At 57.7% G+C, this 26,786-nt stretch carries 25 protein-coding genes; 14 read left to right on the top strand and 11 right to left on the bottom strand.

All coding sequences use genetic code 11. The features are described 5' to 3' along the window. Window positions 1–154 precede the first annotated feature (154 nt). Genes N655_RS0102345 through N655_RS0102360 form a run of 4 tightly spaced genes read left to right on the top strand, consistent with a single transcriptional unit; the run spans window position 155 to window position 4,252 of the window. Window positions 155–2,209, top strand: a complete 2,055-nt coding sequence (locus tag N655_RS0102345; RefSeq protein ID WP_026441704.1) for a heme lyase CcmF/NrfE family subunit — start codon at window positions 155–157, stop codon at window positions 2,207–2,209. Beyond that, a complete protein-coding gene (locus N655_RS0102350) occupies window positions 2,209–2,664 on the top strand; it encodes a cytochrome c-type biogenesis protein (RefSeq protein ID WP_044933834.1) in 456 nt (151 codons plus the stop codon). The genes N655_RS0102345 and N655_RS0102350 overlap by 1 nt, the downstream gene beginning before the upstream one ends. Next, window positions 2,661–2,987 (top strand): hypothetical protein, encoded by a 327-nt coding sequence (locus tag N655_RS16905; RefSeq protein WP_044933836.1) that lies wholly within the window; start codon window positions 2,661–2,663, stop codon window positions 2,985–2,987. The genes N655_RS0102350 and N655_RS16905 overlap by 4 nt, the downstream gene beginning before the upstream one ends. After that, entirely contained in the window at window positions 2,984–4,252 is a 1,269-nt protein-coding gene (locus tag N655_RS0102360; protein ID WP_026441706.1) for a peptidase associated/transthyretin-like domain-containing protein, read from the top strand. Before N655_RS16905 ends, N655_RS0102360 begins: the two co-directional genes overlap by 4 nt. Before the next feature lie 13 nt (window positions 4,253–4,265). Here the strand turns inward: N655_RS0102360 and N655_RS0102365 are convergent, their stop codons facing one another. Together N655_RS0102365 and N655_RS0102370 are read right to left on the bottom strand one after the other, a co-directional pair. After that, window positions 4,266–6,434: a glycosyl hydrolase 115 family protein gene (locus N655_RS0102365; protein ID WP_044933837.1), complete on the bottom strand. Its 2,169-nt coding sequence runs from the start codon at window positions 6,432–6,434 to the stop codon at window positions 4,266–4,268. A 154-nt stretch (window positions 6,435–6,588) separates the two neighbouring features. Further along, the gene (locus N655_RS0102370; protein ID WP_026441708.1) at window positions 6,589–8,589 is read right to left on the bottom strand and encodes a beta-N-acetylhexosaminidase; all 2,001 of its coding nucleotides are present in this window, start codon (window positions 8,587–8,589) and stop codon (window positions 6,589–6,591) included. 51 nt (window positions 8,590–8,640) lie between these two features. Here N655_RS0102370 and N655_RS0102375 point away from each other — a divergent pair, with 51 nt between their 5' ends. Beyond that, window positions 8,641–9,726, top strand: coding sequence for an alpha/beta fold hydrolase (locus N655_RS0102375; protein WP_049961203.1), 1,086 nt, complete (start codon window positions 8,641–8,643; stop codon window positions 9,724–9,726). A 31-nt stretch (window positions 9,727–9,757) separates the two neighbouring features. On the opposite strand, the gene N655_RS0102380 is transcribed toward N655_RS0102375, so the two are convergent. The 4 genes from N655_RS0102380 to N655_RS0102400 form a co-directional block, all read right to left on the bottom strand. Beyond that, the gene (locus N655_RS0102380) at window positions 9,758–10,240 is read right to left on the bottom strand and encodes a DinB family protein (RefSeq protein WP_026441710.1); all 483 of its coding nucleotides are present in this window, start codon (window positions 10,238–10,240) and stop codon (window positions 9,758–9,760) included. A gap of 38 nt (window positions 10,241–10,278) precedes the next feature. After that, entirely contained in the window at window positions 10,279–11,619 is a 1,341-nt protein-coding gene (gene murA, locus N655_RS0102385; protein WP_026441711.1) for a UDP-N-acetylglucosamine 1-carboxyvinyltransferase, read from the bottom strand. A 146-nt stretch (window positions 11,620–11,765) separates the two neighbouring features. Continuing rightward, on the bottom strand, window positions 11,766–12,701 hold the full coding sequence (gene murQ / locus N655_RS0102395) for an N-acetylmuramic acid 6-phosphate etherase (protein WP_238324814.1): 936 nt from the start codon (window positions 12,699–12,701) through the stop codon (window positions 11,766–11,768). 146 nt (window positions 12,702–12,847) lie between these two features. Next, window positions 12,848–13,945: a serine hydrolase domain-containing protein gene (locus N655_RS0102400; protein ID WP_044933839.1), complete on the bottom strand. Its 1,098-nt coding sequence runs from the start codon at window positions 13,943–13,945 to the stop codon at window positions 12,848–12,850. 51 nt (window positions 13,946–13,996) lie between these two features. On the opposite strand from N655_RS0102400, the gene N655_RS16910 reads away from it, so the two are divergent. The 3 genes from N655_RS16910 to lepB are packed head-to-tail and all read left to right on the top strand — an operon-like array spanning window position 13,997 to window position 16,309. Continuing rightward, window positions 13,997–14,929 (top strand): serine hydrolase, encoded by a 933-nt coding sequence (locus tag N655_RS16910; protein ID WP_049961204.1) that lies wholly within the window; start codon window positions 13,997–13,999, stop codon window positions 14,927–14,929. Between the two features lie 36 nt (window positions 14,930–14,965). Continuing rightward, entirely contained in the window at window positions 14,966–15,742 is a 777-nt protein-coding gene (locus N655_RS0102410) for a TraB/TrbI/VirB10 family type IV secretion system protein (RefSeq protein ID WP_026441714.1), read from the top strand. Between the two features lie 6 nt (window positions 15,743–15,748). Beyond that, window positions 15,749–16,309 carry a signal peptidase I gene (lepB, locus tag N655_RS16915; RefSeq protein WP_044933841.1) on the top strand — a complete coding sequence of 187 codons (561 nt, stop codon included), beginning with the start codon at window positions 15,749–15,751 and terminating at the stop codon, window positions 16,307–16,309. A gap of 3 nt (window positions 16,310–16,312) precedes the next feature. Here lepB and N655_RS0102420 read toward each other — a convergent pair whose 3' ends face one another. The 3 genes from N655_RS0102420 to N655_RS0102430 all read right to left on the bottom strand — a co-directional run bounded on the left by N655_RS0102420 (window position 16,313) and on the right by N655_RS0102430 (window position 19,106). Continuing rightward, window positions 16,313–16,810, bottom strand: coding sequence for a copper resistance protein NlpE (locus N655_RS0102420; RefSeq protein ID WP_026441715.1), 498 nt, complete (start codon window positions 16,808–16,810; stop codon window positions 16,313–16,315). Window positions 16,811–16,888: 78 nt separating this feature from the next. Then, entirely contained in the window at window positions 16,889–17,701 is an 813-nt protein-coding gene (locus N655_RS20480; RefSeq protein WP_026441716.1) for a hypothetical protein, read from the bottom strand. Between the two features lie 316 nt (window positions 17,702–18,017). After that, on the bottom strand, window positions 18,018–19,106 hold the full coding sequence (locus tag N655_RS0102430) for a BON domain-containing protein (protein WP_026441717.1): 1,089 nt from the start codon (window positions 19,104–19,106) through the stop codon (window positions 18,018–18,020). 248 nt (window positions 19,107–19,354) lie between these two features. Here N655_RS0102430 and N655_RS0102435 point away from each other — a divergent pair, with 248 nt between their 5' ends. Beyond that, window positions 19,355–19,747: a YtxH domain-containing protein gene (locus N655_RS0102435; RefSeq protein ID WP_026441718.1), complete on the top strand. Its 393-nt coding sequence runs from the start codon at window positions 19,355–19,357 to the stop codon at window positions 19,745–19,747. 62 nt (window positions 19,748–19,809) lie between these two features. Then, on the top strand, window positions 19,810–20,316 hold the full coding sequence (locus N655_RS0102440; protein WP_026441719.1) for a hypothetical protein: 507 nt from the start codon (window positions 19,810–19,812) through the stop codon (window positions 20,314–20,316). A 389-nt stretch (window positions 20,317–20,705) separates the two neighbouring features. Here N655_RS0102440 and N655_RS0102445 read toward each other — a convergent pair whose 3' ends face one another. Both N655_RS0102445 and N655_RS0102450 read right to left on the bottom strand, forming a co-directional pair. After that, complete coding sequence (locus tag N655_RS0102445) at window positions 20,706–21,287, bottom strand: LemA family protein (protein ID WP_349509461.1); 582 nt, start codon at window positions 21,285–21,287, stop codon at window positions 20,706–20,708. 57 nt (window positions 21,288–21,344) lie between these two features. Further along, window positions 21,345–22,130, bottom strand: coding sequence for a TPM domain-containing protein (locus tag N655_RS0102450; RefSeq protein ID WP_044933842.1), 786 nt, complete (start codon window positions 22,128–22,130; stop codon window positions 21,345–21,347). A 70-nt stretch (window positions 22,131–22,200) separates the two neighbouring features. Between N655_RS0102450 and N655_RS0102455 the strand changes: the two genes are divergently transcribed. From N655_RS0102455 to N655_RS16925, 4 genes are all read left to right on the top strand, one after another. Continuing rightward, on the top strand, window positions 22,201–22,737 hold the full coding sequence (locus N655_RS0102455) for a hypothetical protein (RefSeq protein WP_026441722.1): 537 nt from the start codon (window positions 22,201–22,203) through the stop codon (window positions 22,735–22,737). Between the two features lie 17 nt (window positions 22,738–22,754). Further along, a complete protein-coding gene (tadA, locus tag N655_RS0102460) occupies window positions 22,755–23,204 on the top strand; it encodes a tRNA adenosine(34) deaminase TadA (protein ID WP_026441723.1) in 450 nt (149 codons plus the stop codon). 171 nt (window positions 23,205–23,375) lie between these two features. Further along, the gene (locus N655_RS0102470; RefSeq protein WP_155987482.1) at window positions 23,376–24,929 is read left to right on the top strand and encodes a hypothetical protein; all 1,554 of its coding nucleotides are present in this window, start codon (window positions 23,376–23,378) and stop codon (window positions 24,927–24,929) included. A gap of 414 nt (window positions 24,930–25,343) precedes the next feature. Next, window positions 25,344–26,738 carry an acetyl ornithine aminotransferase family protein gene (locus N655_RS16925; RefSeq protein WP_044933846.1) on the top strand — a complete coding sequence of 465 codons (1,395 nt, stop codon included), beginning with the start codon at window positions 25,344–25,346 and terminating at the stop codon, window positions 26,736–26,738. The last annotated feature ends 48 nt before the right edge of the window (window positions 26,739–26,786 follow it).

Consider the following 26,786-nt stretch of genomic DNA (forward strand, 5'->3'; position numbering starts at 1 on the left):
GGAGGTCGTCGATTTACGGTCGCCGTAGCGAAGGGTCTTCTAAGAAACCGCCCATCAAGGACTTGAATTTCAATGGCAGAGAATCCGCCCTCGTTGCCGCTTCAGCAATCCAGATGCGACAATGATGTGTTCTCCTAACAGATAAGCGTTCCATATGCCCACCTTTGGTAGCTTCGCCCTTCTGCTGGCCCTGGCCCTAAGCGGATACACCCTTCTAGCAGGTGCGGTAGCCCTGCGCCAGCTTGCAACCGGAGCTCGCGGACCTATCTTGCCCGAGCGGCTGGCAGAAACTGCGCGTCGGGCCGGAATTGGCAGTTTTATCGCCGTAAGCTGTGCGGCCTTTGCCCTGGTATGGGCGGCGTTCAGCAACGATTTTTCCGTCGCTTATATCCTCCATCATTCCAATCGTGCCCTGCCCGGACCCTACAAGTTCGCCGCACTCTGGTCAGGACAGGAAGGCTCACTTCTGCTGTGGGCATGGCTACTCACCGGCTATGGATTTGTGCTGCGCATCCGGCACAAAGTAGATGTCAAACTCACGGCGTATGCTTCCACCATTCTTGCCGGGATCCAGCTCTTCTTTCTCCTGTTGCTGAATTTCGCCGCACCTCCCTTTTCCCTCGTCAGCGGACCCGTCCCCCAGGATGGCTTCGGGTTGAACCCGCTGCTGCAATATCCTGAGATGGTCATTCACCCGCCGATGCTCTATCTCGGATATGTAGGCTTCAGCGTGCCTTTTGCCTTCGCACTGGGCGCACTGATGATGCGATATCCCGGCGAAAAATGGATCCATATCACCCGCCGCTGGACCATGGTGACCTGGCTCTTTTTGACCTGCGGCATCTTTCTCGGCGCCCACTGGGCCTACTCAGTCCTCGGATGGGGCGGCTATTGGGGATGGGACCCAGTCGAGAATGCTTCCCTGATGCCTTGGCTTACAGGGACTGCTTTCCTGCACTCGGTCATGATGCAGGAAAAACGCGGCATGATGAAGCACTGGAACATCTGGCTCATCTTTTCTACCTTCGCGCTCTCCATTCTAGGGACACTCCTCACCCGTTCGGGCCTGGTCAGCTCGGTCCATGCCTTTGCCCAGTCCTCCATCGGCTCCTGGTTCTGGGCATTTCTCGTCCTTGTGCTGGCCGTCTGCCTGTTTACCTATGTTTTGCAGCGCGACCATCTCAAAAGCGAGCACAAACTGGAGTCGCTCGTTTCACGCGAATCCAGCTTTCTCTTCAATAATCTGGTGCTGCTGGCGGCCTGCTTCACAATTCTCTGGGGCACGCTCTTCCCTGTCATTTCCGAATATGTTCAGGGAAATAAAGTTACGGTCGGTCCACCGTTTTACAATCGCGTCGCCGTCCCTATCGGACTGTTCCTGCTCTTTCTTACCGGAATCGGCCCTTTGCTGGCATGGCGCAGTTCTTCCTTCAAAAGTATTCGCAGGAATTTTGTCCTCCCGGTGGCCGTAGCATTGGTAACGGCCATGGTCCTGGTTGCCTGCGGAATGCGGCCCTGGCAGGATACTGGCGCATTCTATTCTCTGGTTGCGTGGTCGCTGGCCGCAATGGTCACTACTGCTGTGGCTTCGGAGTTTCTGCGGGGCGCGCGCGTCATCCAGCGCCATACAGGGCAAAACCTCCTTGCTTCCATGGTGCAGCTGACACGCCGTAATACGCGCCGTTATGGCGGATACATTGTCCACTTCGGCGTAGTGGTCATCTTTATCGGGCTAGCCGGCTCGGCCTTTAACCAGAGCAAAGAGCAGGAGCTGAACTACAAACAAAGCATGACCATAGGCCCTTACCGGCTTGAGTGTCTCGACTTCTCTCAGGACACAAACCCGAATTACGACACCGAGTACGCCATTCTTGATGTGTATCGCGGCGGCAAAAAAGTCACACAACTTGCCCCTGAGCGCCGTTTTTATCAGGCCAGCCAGACAACCTCGACCATCGTTGCCAATCACTCAACCCTGGCCTGGGATCTGTATGTCATCTATGCCGGCAAAGATCCGGACAACGGCCAGCCTATTATTAAGGTCTTTCTCAATCCGCTGGTCGCATGGATCTGGATCGGCGTCATAATCGTTGTGCTGGGCACCTTTGTTGCGCTAACTCCCAACATGGCAGCGGCGCTTGCGGCAAGCCGCAGCCGTATGCCCGTAGCAGAAGTTGCTGTGATGGCTGCCACGAAAGGCGGCGACTGATGCGGCGCATTGCACACATCTCCTGTCTTGCTCTGTTGCTGCTTTTCACACTCGGATCAGCTGATACTGCAGTCCGCTATAACGAACTCAGCCATAAGATGATGTGTGCCTGCGGATGCGGTCAGGTGCTGGGCGAGTGCAACCATCTTGGCTGTCCGGACTCTGAGCGGATGCTTGGCGAACTTCGCACCGCCCTCGGCAAGGGCGAGAGTGACACTGCCATCCTTGCGGCCTTTCAGGCAAAATACGGTCCAACCATCCTGGCCGCTCCCATGCTCACCCGATTCAATATTGTCGCCTGGATCGTGCCTCCGGCCGTTTTGCTCCTGGGCATCTTTGCCACCTTCGCGCTGGTGCGCAAGTGGAAACTGCGGACAGTCGCCACCTCCGTTCCTCCTTCCATCCATGAGTTGGATCGCATTCGAGACCAGATCCGGAAAGAGACCGAACTATGAGTACCCTGGCCTGCGCACTGCTTTTGCTTGGTCTTTTCGCCTATGTTTTCTGGCCGGAACGTCGTGTCGCTGCCCAGACCCAGAAGACCCGGCTCGATTTCCTGCGCGAGCGGAAAGAGGTGCTTTATGACAATCTGCGCGATCTGAATTTTGAATACCGGGCCGGAAAATATCCGGAAGAGGACTATCAGGCCCAGCGGACCGCGCTGGAAAATGAGGCTGCTGGCATCTTGGCTGAGATTGAATCACTCGAACAGGGCCCGTCCACCAGCACGCTTGGTCCTGCAACAGCAACGAAATCTACGGGAAGAATTTTTTCATGACATTGAATCTCCACCTTCGGCGCAGCGCGCAGTTCCTGTTTGCCTTTCTGGCTCCTCTCGTCTCTGTAGGGGCCTTTGCGGTTACTGTAACTGGTACAGTGACAAATAAAACGACCAATAAGCCTGCTGCTGGAGATGATGTCGTCCTGATAGCCTTCGCGCAGGGAATGCAGGAAGCAGCCCGCACCAAGACCGATGCACATGGCCACTACTCCATCAATGTGCCCGACGAAGGAATGCACCTCATCCGTGTGGACCACCAGAAGGCCGCCTATTTCCAGCCGCTTCGTCCCGGCACAACAACCGCAGATGTTGAGGTGTTTGATGTGGCCCCGAAAATTGACGGCGTGAGCACAGAGGCCGATGTCATCCGCATGGAAACCGATGCGCAGGGACTGCACGTCATTGAAAATTATTTTGTGAAGAACGAGTCCAATCCGCCAAAAACACAATTTGGCCCGCGTGCGTATGAAATCTACCTGCCCCCGGACGCACGCATCGAAGGCTCTGCGGCCATGGGCCCGGGAGGAATGCCCGTCTCTTCGTCTCCCGTTCCCACCGGCGAAAAAGGCTATTATTCTTTTGTCTTTCCTGTCCGTCCGGGTGAGACACGCTTTCAGGTCAGCTATCATCTGCCCTATAACGGAAGCTTTACCTTCACACCTCGGGTCTCGCTCCCTACGCAGAACATCGCCGTCATGCTGCCGAAGAGCATGAAGTTTGCTGCCGGGGGCACTGTGCCATTTCAGCCCATCAATGAAGATGTAAACGCACAGACGTTCCTTGCCCGCAATGTCGCCCCCGCGCAGGCCATGGCCTTTACCGTCTCCGGGACCGGCTCCATGCCGCGTGAAGAACAGGGACAAAGCGGCGAGCAAGGCGGACCGACCGCAGCCGCCAATGACAACCGACCCGGTGGTGGACTCGGAAATCCGATAGACACTCCTGATCCTTTGAACAAATACAAGTGGTGGATCCTCAGTGGCCTCGCACTCGTGCTGGCCATGGCTGCGGCATTTTTACTGCGTGCAAAACCAGAGGCCGCGGCCTCAACTGCCGCAGCACCATCCAGCACACCTTCAACTTCTGCCAGTCCATCTCATGGAGATTTGCTCTCGGCCCTGAAGGAAGAGCTTTTTGTTTTGGAAACCGAGCGTCTGGAAGGCAAGCTCTCTGATTCCGAGTATGCAGAGCAAAAGGCGGCACTCGAAACCGTTTTACGCAGGGCGCTGGCCCGGCAGACGATGACCGCGCCTTCCCTTTGAAGTCCGTGACCTGCTACTTCACATCCACAGTACGGTCCTTCTCATACTGCATGATGTGGTAGTACGCCTCCCATCCGTCCCATAACACCGGAGGGGGCAGCGGTGTCAGCGGGTCATTGAGAAAATCGACAAATGTACGCACAAGCTCGCGGGTGCGCGGAATTCCTGTCAGCCAATCTCCCCGGTACCAGTCCTTCCATTTCCCATATTCGGCCTCGTTTTCTGCCTTCTCGATATCATCGAAGGCCTTCAATGCTGCCAGCGCTTCCCTGTGAGCCTGTTCCGTTTGTCCTGCACTTGCATCCTGAATGGCTTTGGAAATCAGATACAAGATCCGGTTGCTCTCACGATTGATGGCAATCATGGCCAGCACCTGCTCCTGGTAAAAAGGCAATCGTGACGATTCAACCAGCGACTCGGCTGCCACGGCCTTCTTCCATACATCGTCCCAACGCGCCTGCGCCTCCCCACATTGCTGGATTTCGCGCGCAACGGCGCTCTCCAGCCACTCCTTTCCCGCAGTGTGCGCCGCGGGAGATCCAAAGCCTTCGCCCACCATCCTGGCCGGCTCCCACTTGGGGGCCTGGCTTGGCAAGGCATAGAGCGGCGAATCAATCATGAAAGTCAGCAGCATCCGCCGCACTTCCGTGTGATAAAGCTGGTCCCCATATTCATGCACAGGGCTGCCAAAATGTGCCGGAGCGCGAAAGTATTCTTTGTAGATTTCTGCAATTTGCGGAGCAGCCTTCTCTCCAAACTCTTCCGCTGCCCATTGCCGATAGAACACATCTGCCGCATCCGGTTCCTTGGGGACCCCCTTCCAGACCGCATCCATTACGGCCCGTGCGGACATCGTCACCGGACGAAGATCACTGGTGTTCACCAGATAATACTGCGTCGCCCCGGCGCGAAGATACCGGGCTATCTCAGAAAGGCTGCGCTCTACCGGGACCATCTCGGAAAGCTGGTTGGCCCGTCCATTCATCATGGCGATGTGCTCATAAGCACCCTGTCCCGCCTTCACGTCGCCATTGTCCTGCAAGTAGCCATACCCATCATCGGCCCACACGGTCGTCACCTCTGGGGGAATCTTCAGGTCTCCCTGCTGTACCAGACGCGCCCCCTCCTGCCAGAGACTGGTGATAAACTTTGCCTCCGGATGCACGGCACGCACAATCTTCATCTGATTGGCAATCGCACGCGTAATCAGTTGACCTAAAGCCTGGTTGTTTCCGCGCACACTCGGGTCCATGGAAGCGTAGGTCACATCGGAAAGGCCGCGCAGGCCGACCGTCCACAGCACCTCCAGGTTCGATGGATACTCCTGGACTGCATTCCTCCAGGCCCGCTCCAGAATCTCCGGATGGGTCGAGTAGTTGTAAGGAACATCTGCCGGCCAGCGCGCCACATTCAGTCCCAGTGGAATGGCATGGTGCTGGGTAAGAACCAGGCCCCGTTCTGCTGCCAGCTTCACCTGCGGATCATCAGGAAAAATCCACGTCCCGGGCGCCACCATGTTCCCCTTCAAGCGCAGGATTGTTTCATAAATTTTGTCCCACACTGCAAGAGAGATCCCCGAGTGGTCTTTCCAGCCCGGTGCCCAGCCGGTCAGCAGGTCTTCGTCATTAATGAAGAACCCGCGATACCGAAACACCGGGGCTGGGAAAACTTTGTTCAGATTGGCCGGAACCGCGACCGAATCGCGCCGCGCAGGCTGCCGGTCCGTCCAGTAATACAGCGGGTCCACGCCCAGATACTCCTGCGAAAACTCATAGATGGCGTAAATCGTACCTCGCATGTCCGCTCCGGCTAGCCGCACCACGGAATGCGGCTTTCCACCCATCCTCGCCCGGACCACGGAAAGGGAAAAAGACTCAGCTGCAGTCAGCCCTGCCGGCTTGATCCCCGCTGGCAGACTCGCTGCCTCTCCAATGACGATCGCGGCCCTTGCAGCATCTTCCTCGCTATGCAGGATCGCCGGTTTGTCCCCCAGTACCTTCTCCAAGTCACTCGCCAGGTCTTCTGCCGCCCTCCGCACAGGGACCGGCGCATCGGGGCTGACCCAGATGGCGGTGTCCCGTCCCAGTTGCAGGGTCTGCGCAAAAACGCCGGCATGAATCGATATCATCGCGCAAAGGACCAGAACAATATAGTTCGGGACGCAAACAATTATCCTGTTCAAAACTTCCCTCCTTCATGAAAAACATCTGTCAGGCAGATCGTTTCCTGCGGTGCGATGATTTTAGACCGTCCTGCCCTGCTCTGGTCACCGGAAAACAAAAAATGGGCAGCAGAAAGCCCTCTGCTGCCTTCTTCACACCGCCGCGACAACCGGTCTAGTGTTCCGAAACGGCATTCACAAGCTGGCGGAGAGGGGCGAGAAACACGAACCGCACCATCCCCGATGGCTTCTGAGCAGCATCGATGGCCGCCAGGCTGCTCTGCTTCCAACCGGCTGGGGCCGCGCCACCGGTAAGATAATGCACTGCGTCGCTCCCAATCTTTGCCAACCCCGGCCACTGCTGTGCCCGCAAAGTCGCATCTTCGGCCAATAATGGAGAAGCGTTCAGCTGCTGTTCGACCTCCGGTGCAACCGCCTGCCATTGGCTGAAAATTCGCTGCAACTGTTGTCCTTCGCCCTGGTGCTGAGACGGGTCCTGCAGGAACTCACGCACCAGCAGCTCTGTGTTGTGCTTTGCCGGCGGGTCCGGACGCACAGCATCAATTAGCCGGTCCAGGGGCGTGAGCTGGGAGGTATGCTGGGCCTCGTATCTTTCGCCAAAACTTACCGGCTCCAGCACGGATGCGAAGACATGCAACGCGTTGATGTCCGTGGTTCCTGCCAGAGCGCGCAGACCTACATCTTCCTGCGTAATATGGGTGAGGCCAAAGGCCTCCAGTCGCACAGACATCACGTCCAGACGACGATACATATCATCCACGTTGCGCACATTTTCCGGCGACCACAGGCGCTCGGCAATCGCTGCCGTACGCGGCCAAATGCGCGAATCTATGGTGCGCTCATACACATGCTCTCCCCACATGCAGACCTCTCCGCCCAGAATCAGCTTCCGCTGCTCTGGCGTCAGGTCTGAGGAAGACGGCAGTGGGTCAGCCAGGTAATGCTCCCCAGCAGACTTCATCCCGTCCAGATAGTATGGCGCCGACAGGATGCCCTGATACCCCTGCCTGGCACCCTCACTCAGGGATGCCACTCCGCGCCACGATTGCACCACTACGTCCTTCGGCAGGTCGGGGTTCAAAATCTCGTCCCATCCCACCATGTGCTTGTGGTACTTCTGCAGGATCCTGAGCAGTCGCTGATTGAAGTACGCCTGCAATGCGGCCGTGTCCTTCATGTGGTGCTGCTGCATGAAAGCAACGATCTTCGGATTGTTCTTCCACTGCACACCATTGGTCTCGTCTCCACCGATGTGCAGATAGGGGTCGGGAAACAGCTGGGCCATCTCACCGATGAACTTGTCAAGAAACTTATATGTGCTCTCCCGCGTCGGGTCCATCGCGCAGTCAGAAATGCCAAACTCGCGCCGGATCTGATACGGCCCGGGGCCGCTGGAAATTTCCGGATGGCCGACAAACCAGCTTGTGCTGTGCCCGGGCATATCAAATTCCGGTACTACGCGGATGCCCCGCTCCCGCGCATACTCGATGATCTCTTTTGCCTGCTCCTGGGTGTAGAAAAGGCCGTCCGAGCCCATCTGCGTAAGCTTTGGATAAACCTTGCTTTCGATCCGGAAGCCCTGATCTTCCGTCAGGTGCCAGTGAAAGACATTCAGCTTGACGGCAGCCATTCCGTCAAGCGTGCGCTTGATGACATCCACCGGCTCAAAGTGCCGTCCACAGTCAATCAGCAAACCGCGCCACTGAAAACGCGGAGAGTCTTCGATGCTCACCGCAGGAAGTACATATTTCCCCTGCTGCGGTTGCACCAGTTGCAGCAGCGTCTCCATGCCCCGCAGCGCCCCGACCACAGTGTTGGCCTTCAATAGCGCGCTATTCGGAGTAATTTCCAGTGCGTAAGATTCGTCCTCATCGACAGACTGCACCGTCTCGCCCGGTCCCTGGACCTCCACTATCAGTGTCGCTCCCTGGCCTTGATGAATTTCCTTTGTTATCGGAACACCTGTCTCATATTCCAGGCGATGCAGCATACGACCCAGCGCAGCCTCCAGGCGCGCATCACGAAAATGGGTTGTCGTCACCGTGAATGTGGGGGTAATCGCAAGGCCCCCCGGCGCCACCATCAGCTTTGCTGGCTCAGGCATCAGCGTGTTCACAAAGGACTGTGCGCGTAAATGGCCGGAAAACAGTATCATGGCCCCAGATACAAGGACTGAACAAAGCTTATGCCGCAAATGATGACTCCTATGGCTGAAAATTCTTCCTGCCGCACCAGAATAACAATCGCAAAGCGCGCGTTTCTTTCCTCGCTCTTCTTTTTCCTGTTTTCCTTTGCTGGTCTTGCGCAATCTGTAACTTCTCCTGCCATTCCTCCCGTGCAGTACGCCGATCTCGGGGATCTGAGGCTTGAAAACGGCCAGGTGATTCACGATTGCAGAATCGGCTACCGTACCCTCGGCGCATGGAACGCGGCAAAGTCCAATGCCGTGCTCTTCCCCACCTGGTTTACTGGGCGCAGCAGTGACATCGCCATGCAGATCCTCGCCGGACACTACCTGGACAGCCGCAAATATTTCATAATTGCCGTAGATGCACTCGGCGACGGCATCTCCTGCTCTCCTTCCAACAGCGCCACACAGCATGGAACTGATTTTCCGCAATTTTCCATCCGTGACATGGTCTATGCAGAGCACCGCCTGCTCACCGAAAAGCTGCACCTTCAGCATCTACGCGCGGTTTTAGGTGTTTCGATGGGAGGAATGCAGGCCTTTCAGTGGATGGTCAGCTACCCTGAATTTATGGATGCGGTCATTCCAGTCGTCGGCACTCCCCAGCAGAGCTCCTACGATCTTCTACTCTGGAACACGGAATTGAAGGCGCTGCAATCCGACTCCGGTTATCACGGAGGCAAATATACACAGCCCCAGCCTCTGCCCCTCGTAGCGCTGATTCACAACATGAACCTCGCTACCCCATCGTTTCGCGCCAACCACACCACCCGCGAGGACTTCCCGTCCTATTTTGAACAGATCACGACCGACGGGGACCGCTTCTTTGACGCGAATGATTACCTGCGCCAGCTCCAGGCCATGATTGGCCAGGACATTGCGGATGGCGGGTCGCTCTATGACGTGGCAAACAAGGTGAAAGCAAAGGTGCTCATCATCGCCGCTGCGCAGGACCACATGGTCAACCCGCTGCCGGCCCTGGGTTTCGCAAAGCTCATCCACGCCCAGACGCTGCTGCTTGAATCCGACTGCGGGCACATGGCGCCGGGATGCGAGATCAACTCCGTTACCACTGCGATTGCCAGATTTCTTGATCAGCCCTGATGATCTAATGGCTTGCCTTAGGTAGGCAGGATCAGCTTCGCGGCGCTTCCATTTGCCTGCGCAAAAGAACGATCTGGCCCAGGTGGTAGCTCGTGTGGTCTGCGGCCAGAAGGATTTCCCTCAGCAGGGTCTGCCCTTCTCCCCATGGAATCCGTGCGGTGAGTTTCTCTGTGGGCCCCGCGGCCAGCTTTTCAAAGGTCTCCAGGTACTGCCGCACCTCCTGTACAGAGGCCTCCCATTGCTGGGCCGAAGACGGGGACTTCGACTCTGGCCAGTAGTCTTTGGGCCATTCCGGGGCCACGTATGACGGGTCCGTACAGAATTCCAGCAGGTCCCGTAAGGCAATCCTGATGTGTTCCAGCAGTTGCCAGGCGGTGTGCGGAGCACCGTTCGGCGCGGCCCCGTAAAACTCGGGAGGAAAGTCCCGCACCGCCTCATCCAGCGTCAGGTGTGCACTGCCGCCTCGCAGCAGTTCCACCAGATGGTCCCGCAGAACATCGCTCCCTGCAGACATCTTCTTTCTCCCATCCCGGACGGCCCCGGCTTTTGCGGCTACGAACCGGCTGCTGCGGTCTCAGGAAGCGCACCCACCTGCGCTGCTGCTTTCTCTCGCCTGTCAGAAAAAACATTTCCCATGCGCCGAATCTGGGCACCTACACCGCGCAGTTTTTCTTCAATGTGCTCATAACCGCGGTCAATATGATAGACCCGGTCGAGAATGGACTCTCCATCGGCCACCAGCGCTGCCAGCACCAGAGAGGCCGAAGCGCGCAGGTCAGAACACATGACCGCAGCCGCTGACAACGGAGACTTCCCCCGCACTGTCGCTGTTCGCCCATCTACTTTGATGTTCGCGCCCATGCGGACCAGCTCCTGCACATGCATAAACCGGTTCTCGAAGATGTTTTCCGTAATAATGGATGTGCCTTCGGCCTGTGTAGCCAGCGCCATGTATTGCGCCTGCATGTCGGTGGGAAATCCCGGATACTCCTCGGTTGCAATATCAGCTGCTTTCAGATTGCCTTCACTGCGGACGCGGATCTGGTCTTTCCCCAGCACCTCTACCCGTGCGCCCGCTTCCTCCAGCTTGCGCAGCACCGCCCCCAGATGCGCCGGGTTGCAATTGGAGATGCAAAGGTCGCCGCCGGTGATCGCTCCGGCCACAAGAAACGTCCCTGCCTCGATGCGGTCGGGGTGAATACGGTGGCGCGCCCCATGCAGCTTCTCAACTCCCTGCACACGAATCGTGGAGGTGCCGGCGCCTTCAATCTTTGCCCCCATGGCGGTCAGGAGCGCCGCCAGATCGGTGACCTCCGGCTCGCGGGCGCAGTTTTCCATGACCGTCTCGCCTTCAGCCAGTACCGCAGCCATCAGCAGGTCTTCTGTCCCCGTAACCGTAATCTTGTCGAAAACGATGTTAGCGCCCTTCAGCCTCTCGGCTCGGGCCTCAATGTACCCGTGCTCATAGCTGATCTTCGCGCCCATCGTCTCAAGGCCCTTGATGTGCAGGTCTATCGGGCGTCCGCCAATCGCGCAGCCTCCTGGCATGGCAACGCGGGCAATTCCCGTGCGCGCAACCAGCGGTCCAAGCACCAGCGCAGAGGCACGCATGGTCTTGACAATCTCATATTTCGCCACGGGGTCGGAAAGCACCCTGCAGCTAATGGTCGTGCGGTGCTGCGCCCGGCCATAACCCAGTTCAACCTCGGCCCCCATAGAGACCAGCAGTTTGCGCTCCGTCTCGATGTCGCGCACTTGAGGGATATTTTCCAGAATGACTTCATCTTCCGTAAGAATGGCCGCAGCCATGCAGGGAAGCGCCGAATTCTTCGCCCCACTGATGCGAATGGTGCCAATCAGAGGATTACCGCCGCGAATGACAAATTTGTCCATAATGCCTGGGACTAGTGTAAATGCAGCAGCGGTGAGGAAATACGGGCAGGGTAACTGGCTGGATGCGCAACTGCATCCCAGACAGGGACCCGGACAAACAAAAAAGCGCCCACAGCGGGCGCACTGAAAAACTGGTGCATTCTTTTCTATAGGTCCATGACCGTGTCTTCAATCGCGCGGCGTACATTTCCGTCAGAGCGGGCCAGTCTGCGTACCGCCTCCGGCTTGTCCACATTGGCCTTCAGCATCACCAGCGCCACTGGAACGCTGCGTCCGGCGGATTTGATGGTGCGCACGGCCGTCTCCCGGTCCACATTGCAGGCGCGCATCAGGATGGCGATCCCGCGCTCAACCAGCTTCGAGTTCTGCATGTGCACATTGACCATCAGGTTTTCGTACACATACCCCAGCCGCGTCATCGCTCCGGTCGTGATCATATTGGTGATCATCTTTTGCGCCGTCGCCGCCTTCATGCGGGTCGAGCCGGAGATGACCTCAGGTCCCACCTCGGCCACAATGGCGATATCGGCTGCAGCGGCAAGAGGGGTGTTCTGATTACAGGTGATACACGCCGTCCGGGCACCGCGGGCGCGTGCATAGGCAACCGCAGCCACCACGTAGGGGGTGCGGCCGCTGGCAGAAAGACCAATGACCACGTCTTTGCGCGTAGGGCGCCGGCGGGCAATATCGCGCTGCCCCAGCTCTTCTGAGTCTTCGTTCACTTCTACCGGCGAGGCCAGCGCCTTGGGCCCGCCTGCCATAATGTACTGGATCTGCTGCGGAGAGTTGGAAAAATAGGGAGGGCACTCACAGGAGTCAAGCGCGGCGATGCGCCCGCTCGAACCGGCCCCTACATAAATCAGCCGTCCGCCATCGCGCAGGCTGCGGGCCACAGAATCAATCACCAGGGCGATTTCCGGCAGGGCCTTTTTGACTGCACCGGCCACCTTTGCGTCTTCGTGATTGATGATGCGCGCAATTTCCAGCGCAGATTTCGTGTCGAAGCCCTGAGATGCTTCATTCGGGCTTTCTGTAATCAGTTCGTGGAGGTTGGTCACTGGCATAGCATGGCCGTTGGCCATGCGGGATGGTTCCGTTTGTGGAGGTGTTGTGATGGTTGCCATGGCTGTATTTGTTCCTGCATTCTTGCCATCTTCCATTGTATCTCCAACCGCAGTCGCCGTATCGCATTTTCGATGAGGGAGACAAATTCCCGTCCAGAAGAAGTTCAGGAAAGCGCTGTGACAATTGCATCGTGGAATTCCGGGCGCACCTGCTGGATGGCCTTGCTGGAGCGATCAGGCCATGTGCGGTTTGTAAGCAGCACCACGGCCAGCTCGCGCTCCCGATCGATCCACAAAGATGTTCCCACATACCCGAGGTGACCGATCGAGGACGCACTGAAATACCTTCCCGATGATGAGGGCGCTGTCGGTGTGTCCCATCCCAGGGCACGCGATTCGTTCTGCCGAGAGGCAAACAGGCGCACCGTCTCCGGACGCAAGAGCCGGCCCCCTTCGGCGCTGGTGCCTTCCTGCAGAATGCAGCAGGCAAACATCAGAACATCGGGCACATTTGAAAAGAGTCCGGCATGGCCCCCGTATCCCCCCAGTACATAAGCATGTTCGTCATGGACTTCGCCCTGAATCACCCGCTTTCGGAACTCCACATCGTGGACCGTGGGCGGAATCTGCTCACGCATCTGGGGCGGAGGACAAAATACTGTCTGGTTCAGGCCTAGTGGCGCGAAGATCTCCCGCTCGCAGTAGCGGGCTAAGTAATCTCCCGCCAATACCTCCAGCGCTTTTCCCAGCAGAATAAAGCCGATGTCAGAATATTCCACGCGCGTGCCCGGTGGGGCCTCCAGCGGCATCTGCAGGCAGGCGCGCAGCAGGCCATTGGCTGAGGAATGCTGCTCAAAGAGCCGGGCGTATGCCGGCAGTCCGGAAGAGTGGGACAGCAGCATGCGCAGGGTCACCCGTTCCTTTCCGCTACCCGGGTCGCGGCCTACCACAAACGCCGGCAGAACCTCCCCAAGGGGCATATCGAGGTCCAAAATCCCCCGATCATAGAGCAGCATCGCCATCGAGGTCGTCGCCATGACCTTCGTGACACTGGCCAGATCAAATACCGTGTCCGGCCTCACCTCTGGTGCGTCCGGCTCATAGGTAAAACCGCCGACTGCATCCAGCGCGATGACCCGGCCACGGGAGAGCACCCCATATGCCGCGCCGGGAAAGGCCCGCTCCGTTACCGCCTTCTCCAGCAGCGCACGGGCCTGGGCAAACTGCCGGCGTTGTTCTGAGTGGTCATAAGACAATGGCATGGCAATTCCGTCCAGGTGAAAGTATAGTAAGCGATTTCAGGAGGAAAACGAATGAACAAGTTCCGTCTTTGGCTCACGCTGGCGCTCGGCGTGTCCTACTGTGCCTCGCTCTCGGCCCAACAGGACACCGCCCTGGAGGCGCAGCTGAGGGGCCTGACTGCCTTACATCGCGGCAAAGTGGCCATCTTTGCCAAGGATCTGAACAGCGGCAGGACGGTCGCGATCCAGGCAGACACGCCCGTTCCCACTGCCTCTGTCATTAAGCTGACTGTTCTTTTTGAGGCGCTCAAGCAGGTCCAGGCCGGCAAAGCACACTTTGAAGACCGGCTGCGGCTCACCAAAGACAATCAGGTGGAAGGATCCGGCGTTCTTAGCTTCTTTGATACACCCCAGACGCTGACGCTCAAAGATGTTCTGACCATGATGATCATTGTCAGCGACAACACGGCCACCAACATGGCCATTGATAAACTCGGACTCAAAAAGATTGACGATCGCATCCAGTGGCTGGGCCTGAAAGATACCTGGCTTTACAGAAAGGTGTCGAAACCAGCCAGTGGTCCCATGCCTGCTGACCAGAAACAGTTCGGCCTGGGCAAAACCACAGCGCGCGAAATGGCCGCAGTCATGGAGCGCTTTGCTACCTGTAATCTGAATGCCCCTGGAGAGACCGCACCGCCGACCCCAAAAGACCAGAAGCTGTGCCAGGTCGCCATGCACATGCTGCGCAACCAGTTCTATCGCAACAGTATCCCCCGCTATCTGGAAACCATGGATACGACGGAAGGTGAGTCAAAAATCGCCAACAAAACCGGGGCCCTCGATCACGTCAGAAACGACGTGGGAGTTGTCGACGCCAAAAACGGCCCTGTCATCATCTCCGAGTTCACCTGGGACAATCAGGACACGAGCTGGACACCGGACAATTCCGCCGAGGTCCTGATGGCAAAAGCGGCAAAGATCATCGTTGACCGCTGGCAGTAGCCGGGCGTCTACAATAAAGAGAGACTGGAGGACGTCATGCGCAGGCTTTTCATCGCAGCAATACTGGGGGCCTCCCTCTGCTCCCAGGCGCAGCAAGCCACGCCGCAGGCACCTGCTTCTGGAGCGAAAAGCATCGTCATCCCCGCCGGCACAAAGGTCCTGCTTCAATTGCGCTCCGGAATCAATACAAAAACCGCACAGCCAGGTGACGGCGTTTATCTCACCTCCGGATTTCCTGTCGTCGTCGGCGACCACGTGGCCATCCCCGCTGGGGTCTACGTCCAGGGAGTGATTGACCAGGTGACACGTCCAGGCCGCATCAAAGGTCGTGCCACCGTGCGGATGCATTTTACTTCCATGATTTTTCCGAATGGCAGCGTCGTCACCATTCCCGGAGTCGTCAACAGCCTGCCCGGATCTGACGGTCCTAGGGTCCGGGACGAGGGCAACATCGAGCAGGCAGGCAACCAAGGAAGAGATGCCGGGACCATCGCCCAGGACACCATTGCCGGGGCCACTCTGGGTACCATCGGCGGTGCTGGCGCTGGCGCTCCGGGAAAAGGTGCGGCCCTTGGCGGGTTGACTGGAGCAGCGGTGGGGCTGATTTCTACCATGATTACACGCGGCGATGAGGTGGTCCTCCCGGCCGGGCAGAGTGTAGAGATGGTCCTGCAGCGCCCGCTCACCATCACCCAGGCGGACCTCACTGGGCCGGATATGGCTGGCCAGCCTTTGGTCCCTTCGGCCCAGCCGCCTCTGTCTAAACCCAAACATGTCTTTTGCCCGGCTGGAAGTCTGGGCTGCAATCTGTAAGTAAAAATGCATCATACGGAGAACGAACAACAGATCACTTCTGGCAAAGGCCACCGCAGAAGCGGCTTTCAGCTATGGCTCCGCGACTTCATTGTCTCGGTAATGGCGTCCTTTTTCATCATCACCTTTCTCTATCAACCCGTAAGGGTGGAAGGCACCAGTATGCAGCCGGAGCTGCGCGATCAGGACCGGCTGTTTGTCAATAAATTTGCCTATGATATTGAGAAGATCTCACGCGGCGATGTTGTCGTCTTTTATTACCCGAGGGACCTTTCCAAGAGCTACATCAAACGCGTCATCGGCCTTCCCGGCGACGACATCCGCATCCGCGAGGGCCGTGTTTACGTGAACGGCAAACTGCTGGACGAACCTTACGTTCCCCGAAGCTATCGCGATGTCCGCTCCATGGGGGACCTCACCGTTCCTCCGAATGAATACTTTGTGATGGGAGACCATCGCTCCATCTCTAGCGACAGCCGGGACTTCGGGCCGGTTCCGCGTAAACTGATCTATGGGAAGGCCGCCTTTGTCTACTGGCCGGCAGACAATATGGGACTGGTACACTGACCTTTATTTTTCTCCCAGCCTCGCAGCAGGTGGCGATTCCACCGCGATTCGCTCCAGTTTGAAGTTCATGCTTGACGCAATTGGCTTCATCTCACGGTCGAGTTGCTGCAGCGTATTTTCATCCACGCGCAGAAAATACTGGGTGCGTGTAGACAGGTCCGGATCCAGTTCGTAAATGACCGCATCCGGGGTCTGCGAAGTGCCCTGCAGAAGCCTCCAGTGGCCATAATCCGTATCACTGCCGCGGTCAAGATAGTGCCGGTGCATCCGGTAGATTGCACCCTGAAAATCCTTTGGGGCCTTCTCGTACAGGGTCAGCGTTGTGACAATTCCGCTGCAATCCGCACAGGGAAGCGTACCCTGCCACGTGCCCAATACCCACATGGTCCTGGCCTTCCGTGCCAGGACTCCCTGTTGTCTGGAATGCGCGGCCTGCTCCAGCGCCACAGGGGCCAGGACAAAAACCGCTACTGGCAAAACTGCTCTGGTAAGAAACTTCACAGCTCCTCCCCTGGAATACTTCAGAGGATAAAGGAAAATGCCCGCGGGCTGCGGGCATTCTTCCTTCCTAATTTTTGTTTAGCGGTGTCCGCCTCCTCCGTGGAAGCCGCCGCCGCCATGGAAGCCACCTCCGAACCCTCCGCCATGGAAACCGCCGCCCCCGAATCCTCCACTATGGAAACCACCGCCACCGAATCCGCCTCCTCCATGGAAGCCGCCGCCACTGCTGAAGGCGTGAATGCCAGAGCTGCCATGGAAGCCGCCACTGTATCCGCTATATCCATGGAAACCGGAGGTACCATCTCCATGGAAACCGCTGGGTCCGCTATAAGCATGGAGCCCAGTTGTGCCGCGGAAGCTGTTGTTCATGGACGGATGGTATCCAGCGCTGTTCAATGTGTGTGTGCCATAAGCGCCGCCATTCCGGAATCCATTGTTAAAGCCACCCGAGCGCGGTTGTGGTGTTCCCCAGGCTCCTCCATTGCGATAGCCATGATTGAATCCATTGGCATACCCATGGGCATAGCCGCTGGTGTAACCAAAGCCATAGCCGTGTCCGTAGCCCCAGTAAGGGTGCCTCCAGCCCCAGCCGCCCCAAGGATGGCCCCAACCCCAGCCCCAAGGTGCTCCATACCACCCCGTGAACCATGGGCCGGCCCCAATAAAGACTCCGCCGATAAACCAGTCCGGACCATAGTAGCCATAAGGCGCACATTCATAAGGCCAGTAAGGATAGTATCCCCACGCGCAGACGGGCGGTCCCGCCACATACACCGGGGCGGGATAATCCACCACCGGGCCAATACCAATACCCACGGCAATCTGGCTGTGAGCAAACGCTGCCGGAAGAGCAAGCGCCGCAAGTAACGCGAGTGAACGCAGGATACGCACTGAAAACCTCCCCGCCAGCAGTTTCCTGGACCGACTGGCGTGGCCTGCCTGGCTTTTTGGGGCCTGGCAGCCGCCCTACTTATTGGAACCCCGGATGGCAAAAAAGTTGCTCCAAATTCACCCCTTGCCCCGGCCGAATCTTGTCACATCGGAACAAAGAGGAGCAGCGCCATGAATTGCTGCGCCCCAGGCTGAAAAATTCTGAATCGCATTCGTCCATGGATATACAAATGCGCTTCAGAACCAGGAAATCCCACTCAGAAAACAAAGACCCAGCCAATTTCTGACTGGGCCTCTTTTGGATTTCCTTTCCTCTTTACTGTGGTCGCTCCTGCAATTGCGGTCCTGTGTTGTCGTCAAACGAACGCACCTCACCGGCCTTCTGTGAGGTGGTAACGGTAATGGGCGATTGCAGTTTGAAGTTGATCAGCGTCTCGGGCTGGATCTGCACCTGCTGCCCGCGGGTGACGGCGTTGACTCCGGCCCCAGTGGCCCCGCCTGCGGCTGCGCCGATGGCAGCTCCTCTGCCGCCTCCGGCGAGCGCTCCAATGATCGCTCCCAGGGCCGCTCCGCCGCCGGCTTTCATCGCTGTGTTCTTACCCCGTCCCTGTCCCTGCCGAACATAGGCTTCGGTCACCACCGGGACCTGCCTGCCCCGCGCATTGATCTGGGTCAGCTCAATAGAAAGCAGTGAGCTTCCGGAAAAATGCGTCGCGTCCTTTGCATCCACCACACGCCCTACCACGGATGCTCCGTGCGGGACCGCCACCATTCCATCTGCAATCAGGTCCCCGGCAAGAGAGCCATGGAAGACTTGGTTGGGCTGTGCCGTCTGGCTGCTCAGCCCTTCGGTAATCCGTACCGGGACGATGGTTCCGGCAGGAATGGTCACCGTCTTGGCCACAGGCTGCGGCGGTGGCGGCGGAGGTGCCGGCTGCGGCGGCGGCGCTTGCGTTACAGGCGCGGCAGGTGCTGGCTGCGGCGGTGGCGCCTGGGCCACTTCCTGCTCACGATGCTTCTTCTTCCGCTCGGGCTCCAGTTTCCGCTCTGGAGCCGGGGCCGCCGCCTGTTGCGGCTGTGGAGGGGGTGCGACGGTGAGATTGTTGATGACGGTCTTTACCCCGTCCACGCTGCCAGCATCATTTGCCGCTAGAGCACGCGATGCCTCATCATTCGCATTTCCTGAGAGTGTGGCGACTCCATTGGAAACGCTGACCTGAATCGGCTGTCCATTCAGCGCGCTTTCGGCAGCAATCTTGGCCTGGATGTCGCTGGCAATCTGCTGGTCCGTCCGTGCCTGCGGCTGGGGCTGCTGTTGGCGCTGGCATCCAGCTCCTGCCAGAAGTACCGCCGTCAGAATGGCCGCCTGGATCCCTCTTGTCCGGATTTTTTCTGCTTGTTTCATGCCCGAAGTCTCTCCTTATGCTCGCGTGGCATTACCTTATCTTAGTACTGAACTCGTTCCTCCGCAGAGGAAGACTCTTCTACGTCAGTGCCTGATTTCTAAAACGTCAGGACTGAAAAAGAGTTGTTATCCATTTGTTTTCCTTTGGGATGGCAGCGAAACCGTCCCTCCAGGCATCTACTAATGCATTGACGTTGGTATACCCTGAAAGGTTCTGATACCATCCGTTTTCGGACAAAGGAGAATGTATGTCAGACGAAAAATCGAATAGTTTTGGTTGGTTTTTGGCCGGATTAGGCCTGGGTGCGCTGCTGGGCGTGCTGTACGCGCCGAAGTCCGGGCGTGAAACGCGGGAAGACCTGGCCAACAGTGCCCGCGAAGGCGGAGAATACTTGCGGCAGCGCTCCCGTGAAGCGGCCGATCAGGTCAACGCCTATGTAGAACGCGGAAAGGCCCAGGTCAGCGAATACGTAGACCGCGGCAAAGACTACCTGGAAAAGGGCAAAGCGCAGTGGAATGACCTGGTCAACCAGGGACGTCAGTTCATCAACGAGAAGGGGGAACGGGTGTCGGCCGCTGTCGAAGCGGGCAAGCAGGCCTATCGTTCAACGACTGAGTCCAGTGCGGAAACGGCCCACTAGCGCAGTAAAATGACCGCCGGGACGCCAACCCTAAGACTTGAACCACTTGCCGGATACAGGAAATGCAGATACCACAGATCATCTTTGTTATTTTTGCCATTGCCGTGGCTGTTGGCGTCCTTTTACAGGCCGGGGTGCTGCTGGGAATGTTCTTTGCGGTGAAAAAGACCGCGAATCATCTGGAGGAGCTCTCCGCAAGAGTAAACCAGCATGCGGTCCCGGCACTGGCTACGGCCCGCAATCTGCTGGAAGAGATTTCGCCCAAGCTTAAGACGGCCACAACAAACCTGGTGGAGGCGTCCGCCACATTTCGCGCGCAGGCAAAACGGCTCGACCATACGGTACAGGAGATTACCGGCCTCGCACAGGCCCAGGCTGAACGGGTGGATGAAATCGCAACCAGCGTTTTGGACGGGGTGACCCATGCGACGGCCGCAGTGCAGCATGGGATTGCCGCTCCCCTTCGGCAGCTGACCGGCATCCTGAACGGCCTTCGTGCTGGCTTTGACGTGCTCAGAAAGAAAGAAAGCCCCCTGCATGTAGAAGAAGACGGCGGAAACTTCGTCTGAAATTTTTCCCTTCTCCCCTGACCCGCAGAAGAACGCAGAAGAATCTCTACATCTTTTTATAAGTGATCTTAAGTAAGTATTGTTGTCTTTCCCTCATGCACTCATTGGGCCCCCGCAAGGATGGAAGTGAGAGATGCAAACTTATTGAAAGGGTTGGGCACCCCTCGGACAAGCGACCACGATGTCAGATTCCGTCTCTGAATTTCTTCCTTCGTCCGGTGCCCCGCTTGAGTCGGCTGTACGGCAAGCTGGACAATGAGACCTTCCGCGTCGGCAACGGTACGGGCGTGTACGCGCTTGGGGCCGCCCGCCAGACCGAGTGGGGACTGAAATTCAGCTTCTGAATCGCGCCAATGGACCGGCCCCGCAAAGAAAGCGGGGCCTGTCTGTCAGAACTTCACCTGTGGGGCCTGTCGCGATGCCTCGCTGGCCTGGAAATAGTCATTATCGGGCTGGAAGCCCGCAATGCTGGCCCAAATGCTGTTGGGGAATTGGCGGATAAAAGTGTTATAGTCCTGAATCGCGCGGTTATAGCGGTTGCGCTCGACTGCAATGCGATTTTCTGTCCCTTCAAGCTGGTCCTGCAGAGCAAGGAAGTTCTGGTCGGCCTTCAGGTTTGGATAGTTCTCTGACAGGGCCAGAAGCCTGCCAATGGCCGAATCCAGCCGTCCGTTGGCTTCAATCTTTTCGTGCGGATCATGCGCGTTCAGCAGTGCGGCACGCGCGTTCGCAATATCAGAAAAAACCGTCTCCTCATGTTTGGCGTAACCTTTGACTGTCTCCACCAGGTTCGGGATCAGATCTGCGCGGCGCTGCAACACCACGTCCACCTGCGACCATTGCGCATGAATGGCCTCCTGCTTGGCGACCATCTGATTCTTCGCGCTTACATAGCTGCCAAAGACCAGAAGTCCGGCCAGCACGATCACGCCTAGAACCGCAATTGCAATCCACAACCCGCGTCTCATCATCGGCAAATTTCTCCTAGCTAAAAACCCTTGTTCATTGAGAGAGTATCACGCGGTGCTTTACCAACTGCCGCCCGCGCCGCCACCTCCAGTGCTTCCACCGCCCCAGCCGCCAAACCCGCCGCCACCATCGCCGCTGCCTCCCCCAAAGCCGCCACCTCCGCCCCAGCCTCCGCGGCCGCCGCCGCCCAGGAACATGCCCAGCAGAAAGCCCAGCAGTCCGGATCCGCCCGCACGGGCCAGAAACAGGATGACCAGAAGGATGACCACCCCGAAGACCATCAACTGCCCCAGACTAAGATGCTCAGCATGTTCCTGCCGCGCAACCGGGTCTTGGGGCACGGTCTGCAGCGTTACACCGGCATCTTTGGCGATGACCTGGGCAATCTGGTCTACGGCCAGGGAAACCGCATCGTCATAATCTCCCTGCCGCAGATACGGCACCATCTGGCGGCCGATCACTCCCGCACGCGCATCGGTCACAGCGCCTTCCATCCCGTATCCGGTGGCAATCCAGTATTTGTGGTCTTCCACCGCAAGCAGAATCAGAACTCCGCGGTCTTTTTGGCCGATCTTCCACTTGTCCCAAAGCTCAACCGCGTACTCCTGAATAGGCTGGCCTTCCAGTGATCTGATCGTGACCACCGCGATCTGCGCATGGGCCTGCTGGTCCACCTGTCCGCAAAGGCGGCTCAATTGCTGGCGGGTTTCAGGGGAAAGGACATGAGCAAAATCGCTGATGTAATCGGTCGCTGCCGGAAGATCTTTGACCGCCTGCGCCCAGATCGGCAACGAGAACAACACCAGCCAGAGTGCCAGCAGCCGTCTTGCAGTAGGAAGAAGCATCGCCCTTATTCTACCTGCGTGATGCAAAATGCATGGGAAGGGACTACACTGGGCAGCGAAGGAGTATGCCATGCTCCGCTGCCTTATTGCCTTCATGCTCGCCGTGGTCCCACTCTTGGCAAACCACGCCATCGCGCAATCCTCCAAAGACCCTTTGAATGAGGACGAAGTCGAACAGGTGCGGGAATTTGCCAATCAGCCCAACGACCGCCTCAAGCTCTATGGAAAATTTATTGATCAGCGCATCGAGGCCATCACCAAACTCGCCAGCGACAAAAAGGCGCAGGACCGTGTTGCTGAACTCCGTGCGCGCATCGAAGAATTTACTTCTCTTGTCGATGAACTCCAGGACAACCTTGACACCTATGACCACGACCACGCCGACATCCGCAAGGCCCTGAAGTCTCTGGCCGAAGCCAGCATGAAATGGGAACCTGCACTTCATCTGCCGGAAGCCAACCCTGCCTATGATTTCGACCGCAAGTCCGCGGTCGAAGCCGCCCGAAGTGCTGTAGACCAGATTCAAGAAATCCGAAACGAGCAGGAAAAATACTTCATCGAGCACAAGGACCAGGCCGGAAAGAATGGCACCGGTCCACAAGGATAGTGCCTTAGCATGGAACTATGCAGGACAAAGTTTTCATGCAGGCTGCGCTTGAAGAAGCCCGTCTGGCCGCCGCTGCCGGAGAAGTCCCTATTGGTGCGGTCGCTGTGCTTGGCGGCCAAATCATCGCCCGCGGCCAGAACCGGGTCCTGCGCGACGTAGATCCCACTGCCCATGCTGAAATTGTTGCCTTGCGTGCCGCCGCTTATGCAACAGCCAATTACCGGCTGCTCGATTGCGAGCTCTATGTGACCCTGGAGCCGTGCGCCATGTGCGCCGGGGCCATGGTCCATGCCCGATTGGCGCGATTGATTTATGGTGCCTCCGATCCCAAAGCGGGTGCTGTTGCTTCTGTGCTTCAGGTGTTGAACCATCCCAGACTAAACCACAAAATGCTGGTCACCTCAGGGGTCCTGGCAGAAGAATGTGGCAAGATTCTCCGGGACTTCTTCCGGACAAAGCGTACCTAACGACTATCACCCTGACCGGGGCCACATTTTTCCAGTGCTGGCCTTACCATCCACTGCCGAGTACGGGCAGGATGATCTTGCCGAGCATTTCCTTCATCGCTTCACGCTCATCTAAATATCTATCTGTTCTTTGCGGAGCAGCGAAATTCATTTTTCTTATGCGGAGATTTCGTGAGACCGTTGTGGATCTGCTTCATCTGGACACTTGCCGTTCTGTCTGCATGGGCGCAGGAGCGTCCTCCTGTTTCAGCAAATTCTGGCTTCCGCTGGATGTGGGGCCTGGATGGGAAAAAGACATCGGAAAAAAATGGCAAGAGGATTTCTTATCAGGAAGAAGAACCCGGTTATCACTGGAAAGGACTGCTGCTTCAGTCCTTTGAGTTCAACGCCATTGAAAACAGTTTTCGCATTTTCAGTGATGATACGCTGCGCGCACTGACGGCCAATAAACCGTTCTGGCATGACTACATTGCCTCCATCAAACAATTCAATATGCGCCGGTGGAATGATGGAGATGACTTTCTGGTGAACTATGTTGGGCACCCCATGCAGGGCGCGGTTGGCGCGTATCTGGAAATACAGAACTCACCCTGGCAATCGCGTGTCCGCTGGAACCAGCCCGGCTACTGGAATTCACGTTGGAAGGCCTTCTGGTGGACCACCCTTTACAGCACACATTCTGAGATCTCTCCACTGGGTGAGGCCGGACTGGGCAATGAAGGTGGCTATACATACGATGTGAAATGTATCCTGCACTGCGGCCCGAAAGACCCTCCCAGCGGCAAAGATACAAACAATACCGGCTGGGTGGACTTTATCGTGACTCCATCGGTAGGGATGCTCTGGGTCTTCGCCGAGGACTTTCTGGACAAAGACATCAGCGACCGCATCGCAGACCATGCAAAACCAGATGCCGTGTATCCGAAGATCATCCGCGGCGCCCTGAATCCCAGCCGCAGCTTTGCCAATCTTCTTCGCGGCCATAAACCCTGGTATCGCGACTATGATCATCCCATCACAGTTTTTGGCGCTGGCATTCATTTCACAAAACTGGAAAATGCGACGGGCGATGGCGGCAAAGAAGACCGCGCTTGGCCGCGCTTGCAGATGGCACCCTTCTTCCGTGGCTACTCGACGACCGTTACCACTTCCAACTGCCTGTACTGCCGCCGCATGGTCCACGGCGGAGGTGCACAGTTCTCTTTGCATCTCTGGCGCTGGCTTTATGCCGATGCAGAGGTGGCGCACTACCCGGGGGCCAGCCCCGCTCCGTCAGACCGCGCCGGAGGCAATCTTACTACTGGCTTCTTTGGTTTTCGCGGAGGCATCAACACCACGAATTATGCGCTGAATCTTTCGCTGCGGCCGGGCTTCCTGCAGTTTGATGACGCCTACCTGAGCTCCCCTGAGGAAGGGAAACCTGCACCTGAGCGAGGAACAATCACTCATTTTGCCTGGAACATTCTGCTGGCGGGCGACTATAAGCTCACGCGCAACCTCGCCATTCGTGCAGGAATTGAGGAAACGCTGGTGCGCTATCGGCAAGCCTGTTTCGATGCCTCCGGAATCGGCACACCCAATCCCTTGCGATGGCTGGTACAGGGGACCGGGTGCTTTGAGCGGCCAGGAACGGGTCGGCCTCCCTATCAATCGTGGCTCTCGCACGAGGACTTTACGAATCGTGGAAGCTGGGGATATCAGATTGGTCCGGTCTTCAGTTTTTGAAGCCAGATCGCTGCTCGGTATGGCCTGTCAACGGACCCTGCCGGTCATCCCGGTCCAGTTTGTCTTCACAGCGGCTCACCAGCCATGCTATGCTCAGTGCAACGCGATGCGCAGCCAAGGGCACATCCTCAAGGCCATATCCAGCCCGCATAGCTGGAGCCGGGCCTTTGCGCGCGCGATTGCACCTAGGAAGCATCTCCGCGTCCTGCCCACCCGCACGCGACCTAGCCTCTTCGGCAGCGACTAGTCACCGCTGCCCGGAACACCTGCCTGCGAAGTGGTCTGTGCATTGTCCTTTCAGCAGGTTTTCCGCCAGAAGAGAGACCTTCTTGCTATCTCCGCTCTAACAAAGAAAAGATTTGTACCCCGGCAAAGATTGCCGTGGGTTCCCCTGACCTACAAGGAGAAATTTCGATGCAGACGACTGAACTTCTGAAGGAATTTGGACCAAAAGTGAACGGTCCGCTGCCCGGGCCGAATGCAAAGCGCATTGTCGCTGAAGATGACCATCTGATCTCGCCCAGCTATACGCGCTCTTATCCCATGGTGGCCAAAAGCGGAAGGGGGGTCCGCGTCACCGATGTGGATGGCAACGAATTCCTGGACTTCGCAGCCGGAATTGCTGTCACTTCGACCGGGCATTGCCATCCGGAGGTGGTCGCCGCGATCCAGAAACAGGCCGCCGAGCTGATCCACATCTCCGGCACTGACTTTTATTACGAATCGCTGGTCACACTGGCCAAGCGGCTTTCTGCAATCGCCCCCATGCCTGGCCCGCACAAGTTCTATTACGGAAATTCCGGTGCGGAGGCAATTGAGTGTGCTTTAAAAATTGCACGCTACCACACGCAGCGCCAGCACGTGATTGCATTCTTCGGCGCATTTCACGGTCGCACCATGGGGGCGCTCTCGCTGACCGCATCAAAGCCGCAGCAACGACGCCGCTTTGCGCCCCTGGTGCCCGGAGTCACCCATGTTCCCTACCCGAACCTCTACCGCGGCTGTCGCGGAGACGCAAAGGAACAGGAGGCATATGCGCTCCAGTGCGCCCGCTACATTGAAGACCGGCTTTTCAAGACCACGCTTCCTCCCGAAGAGGTGGCGGCCATCTTCGTTGAACCCATTCAGGGCGAAGGCGGTTATGTTGTCGCCCCGGACAACTTCCTGCAAGAGTTGCGGCGCATTTGTGACAAGTATGGCATTCTCCTGGTTGCCGATGAGGTGCAGTCCGGTGCAGGACGCACTGGCAAGTGGTGGGCCATTGAGCATTCCGGCGTACAGCCCGATATTGTTTGCAGCGCCAAAGGCATAGCATCCGGAATGCCTCTCGGCATTTGCATGACACGCGCTGAAATCATGGACTGGGTACCTGGCTCACATGCTTCCACCTTCGGCGGAAACCCGGTTTCGATCGCGGCCGCCCTGGCAACGATCGACATTCTGGAGCGCGAAGGTATCGCCAACGCTGCAAAGGTCGGCGGTCAGATGCTCGATCGCCTGCGGCAGTGGCCGTCCCGGCACCCGATCGTCGGCGATGTACGTGGACGCGGGTTGATGATTGGTATCGAGATCGTCAAAGACCAGGCAACACGCGGTCCCGCAGGTGCATGGCGCGACCGCATCGTGGAACTGGCCTTCGAGCGCGGACTGCTGGTCCTGGGCTGCGGGGAAACCTCCATCCGGCTTGCACCGCCCCTCATCGTGCATGAGCAGGAAGCTGCCATCGCGTTGGACATCCTGGAAGAGTGCATCGCAGCGGTTGAGAAGGAACACACCGGGGCCGAAGTTCTGGCCACTTCCGCCGTATAAGGATCCAGAACAGATGGAGAGAGCACCGGGAACACCCGACCCGGTGCT

Source organism: Pseudacidobacterium ailaaui (genome assembly GCF_000688455.1).
GTDB classification, from domain to species: Bacteria; Acidobacteriota; Terriglobia; order Terriglobales; family Acidobacteriaceae; genus Pseudacidobacterium; species Pseudacidobacterium ailaaui.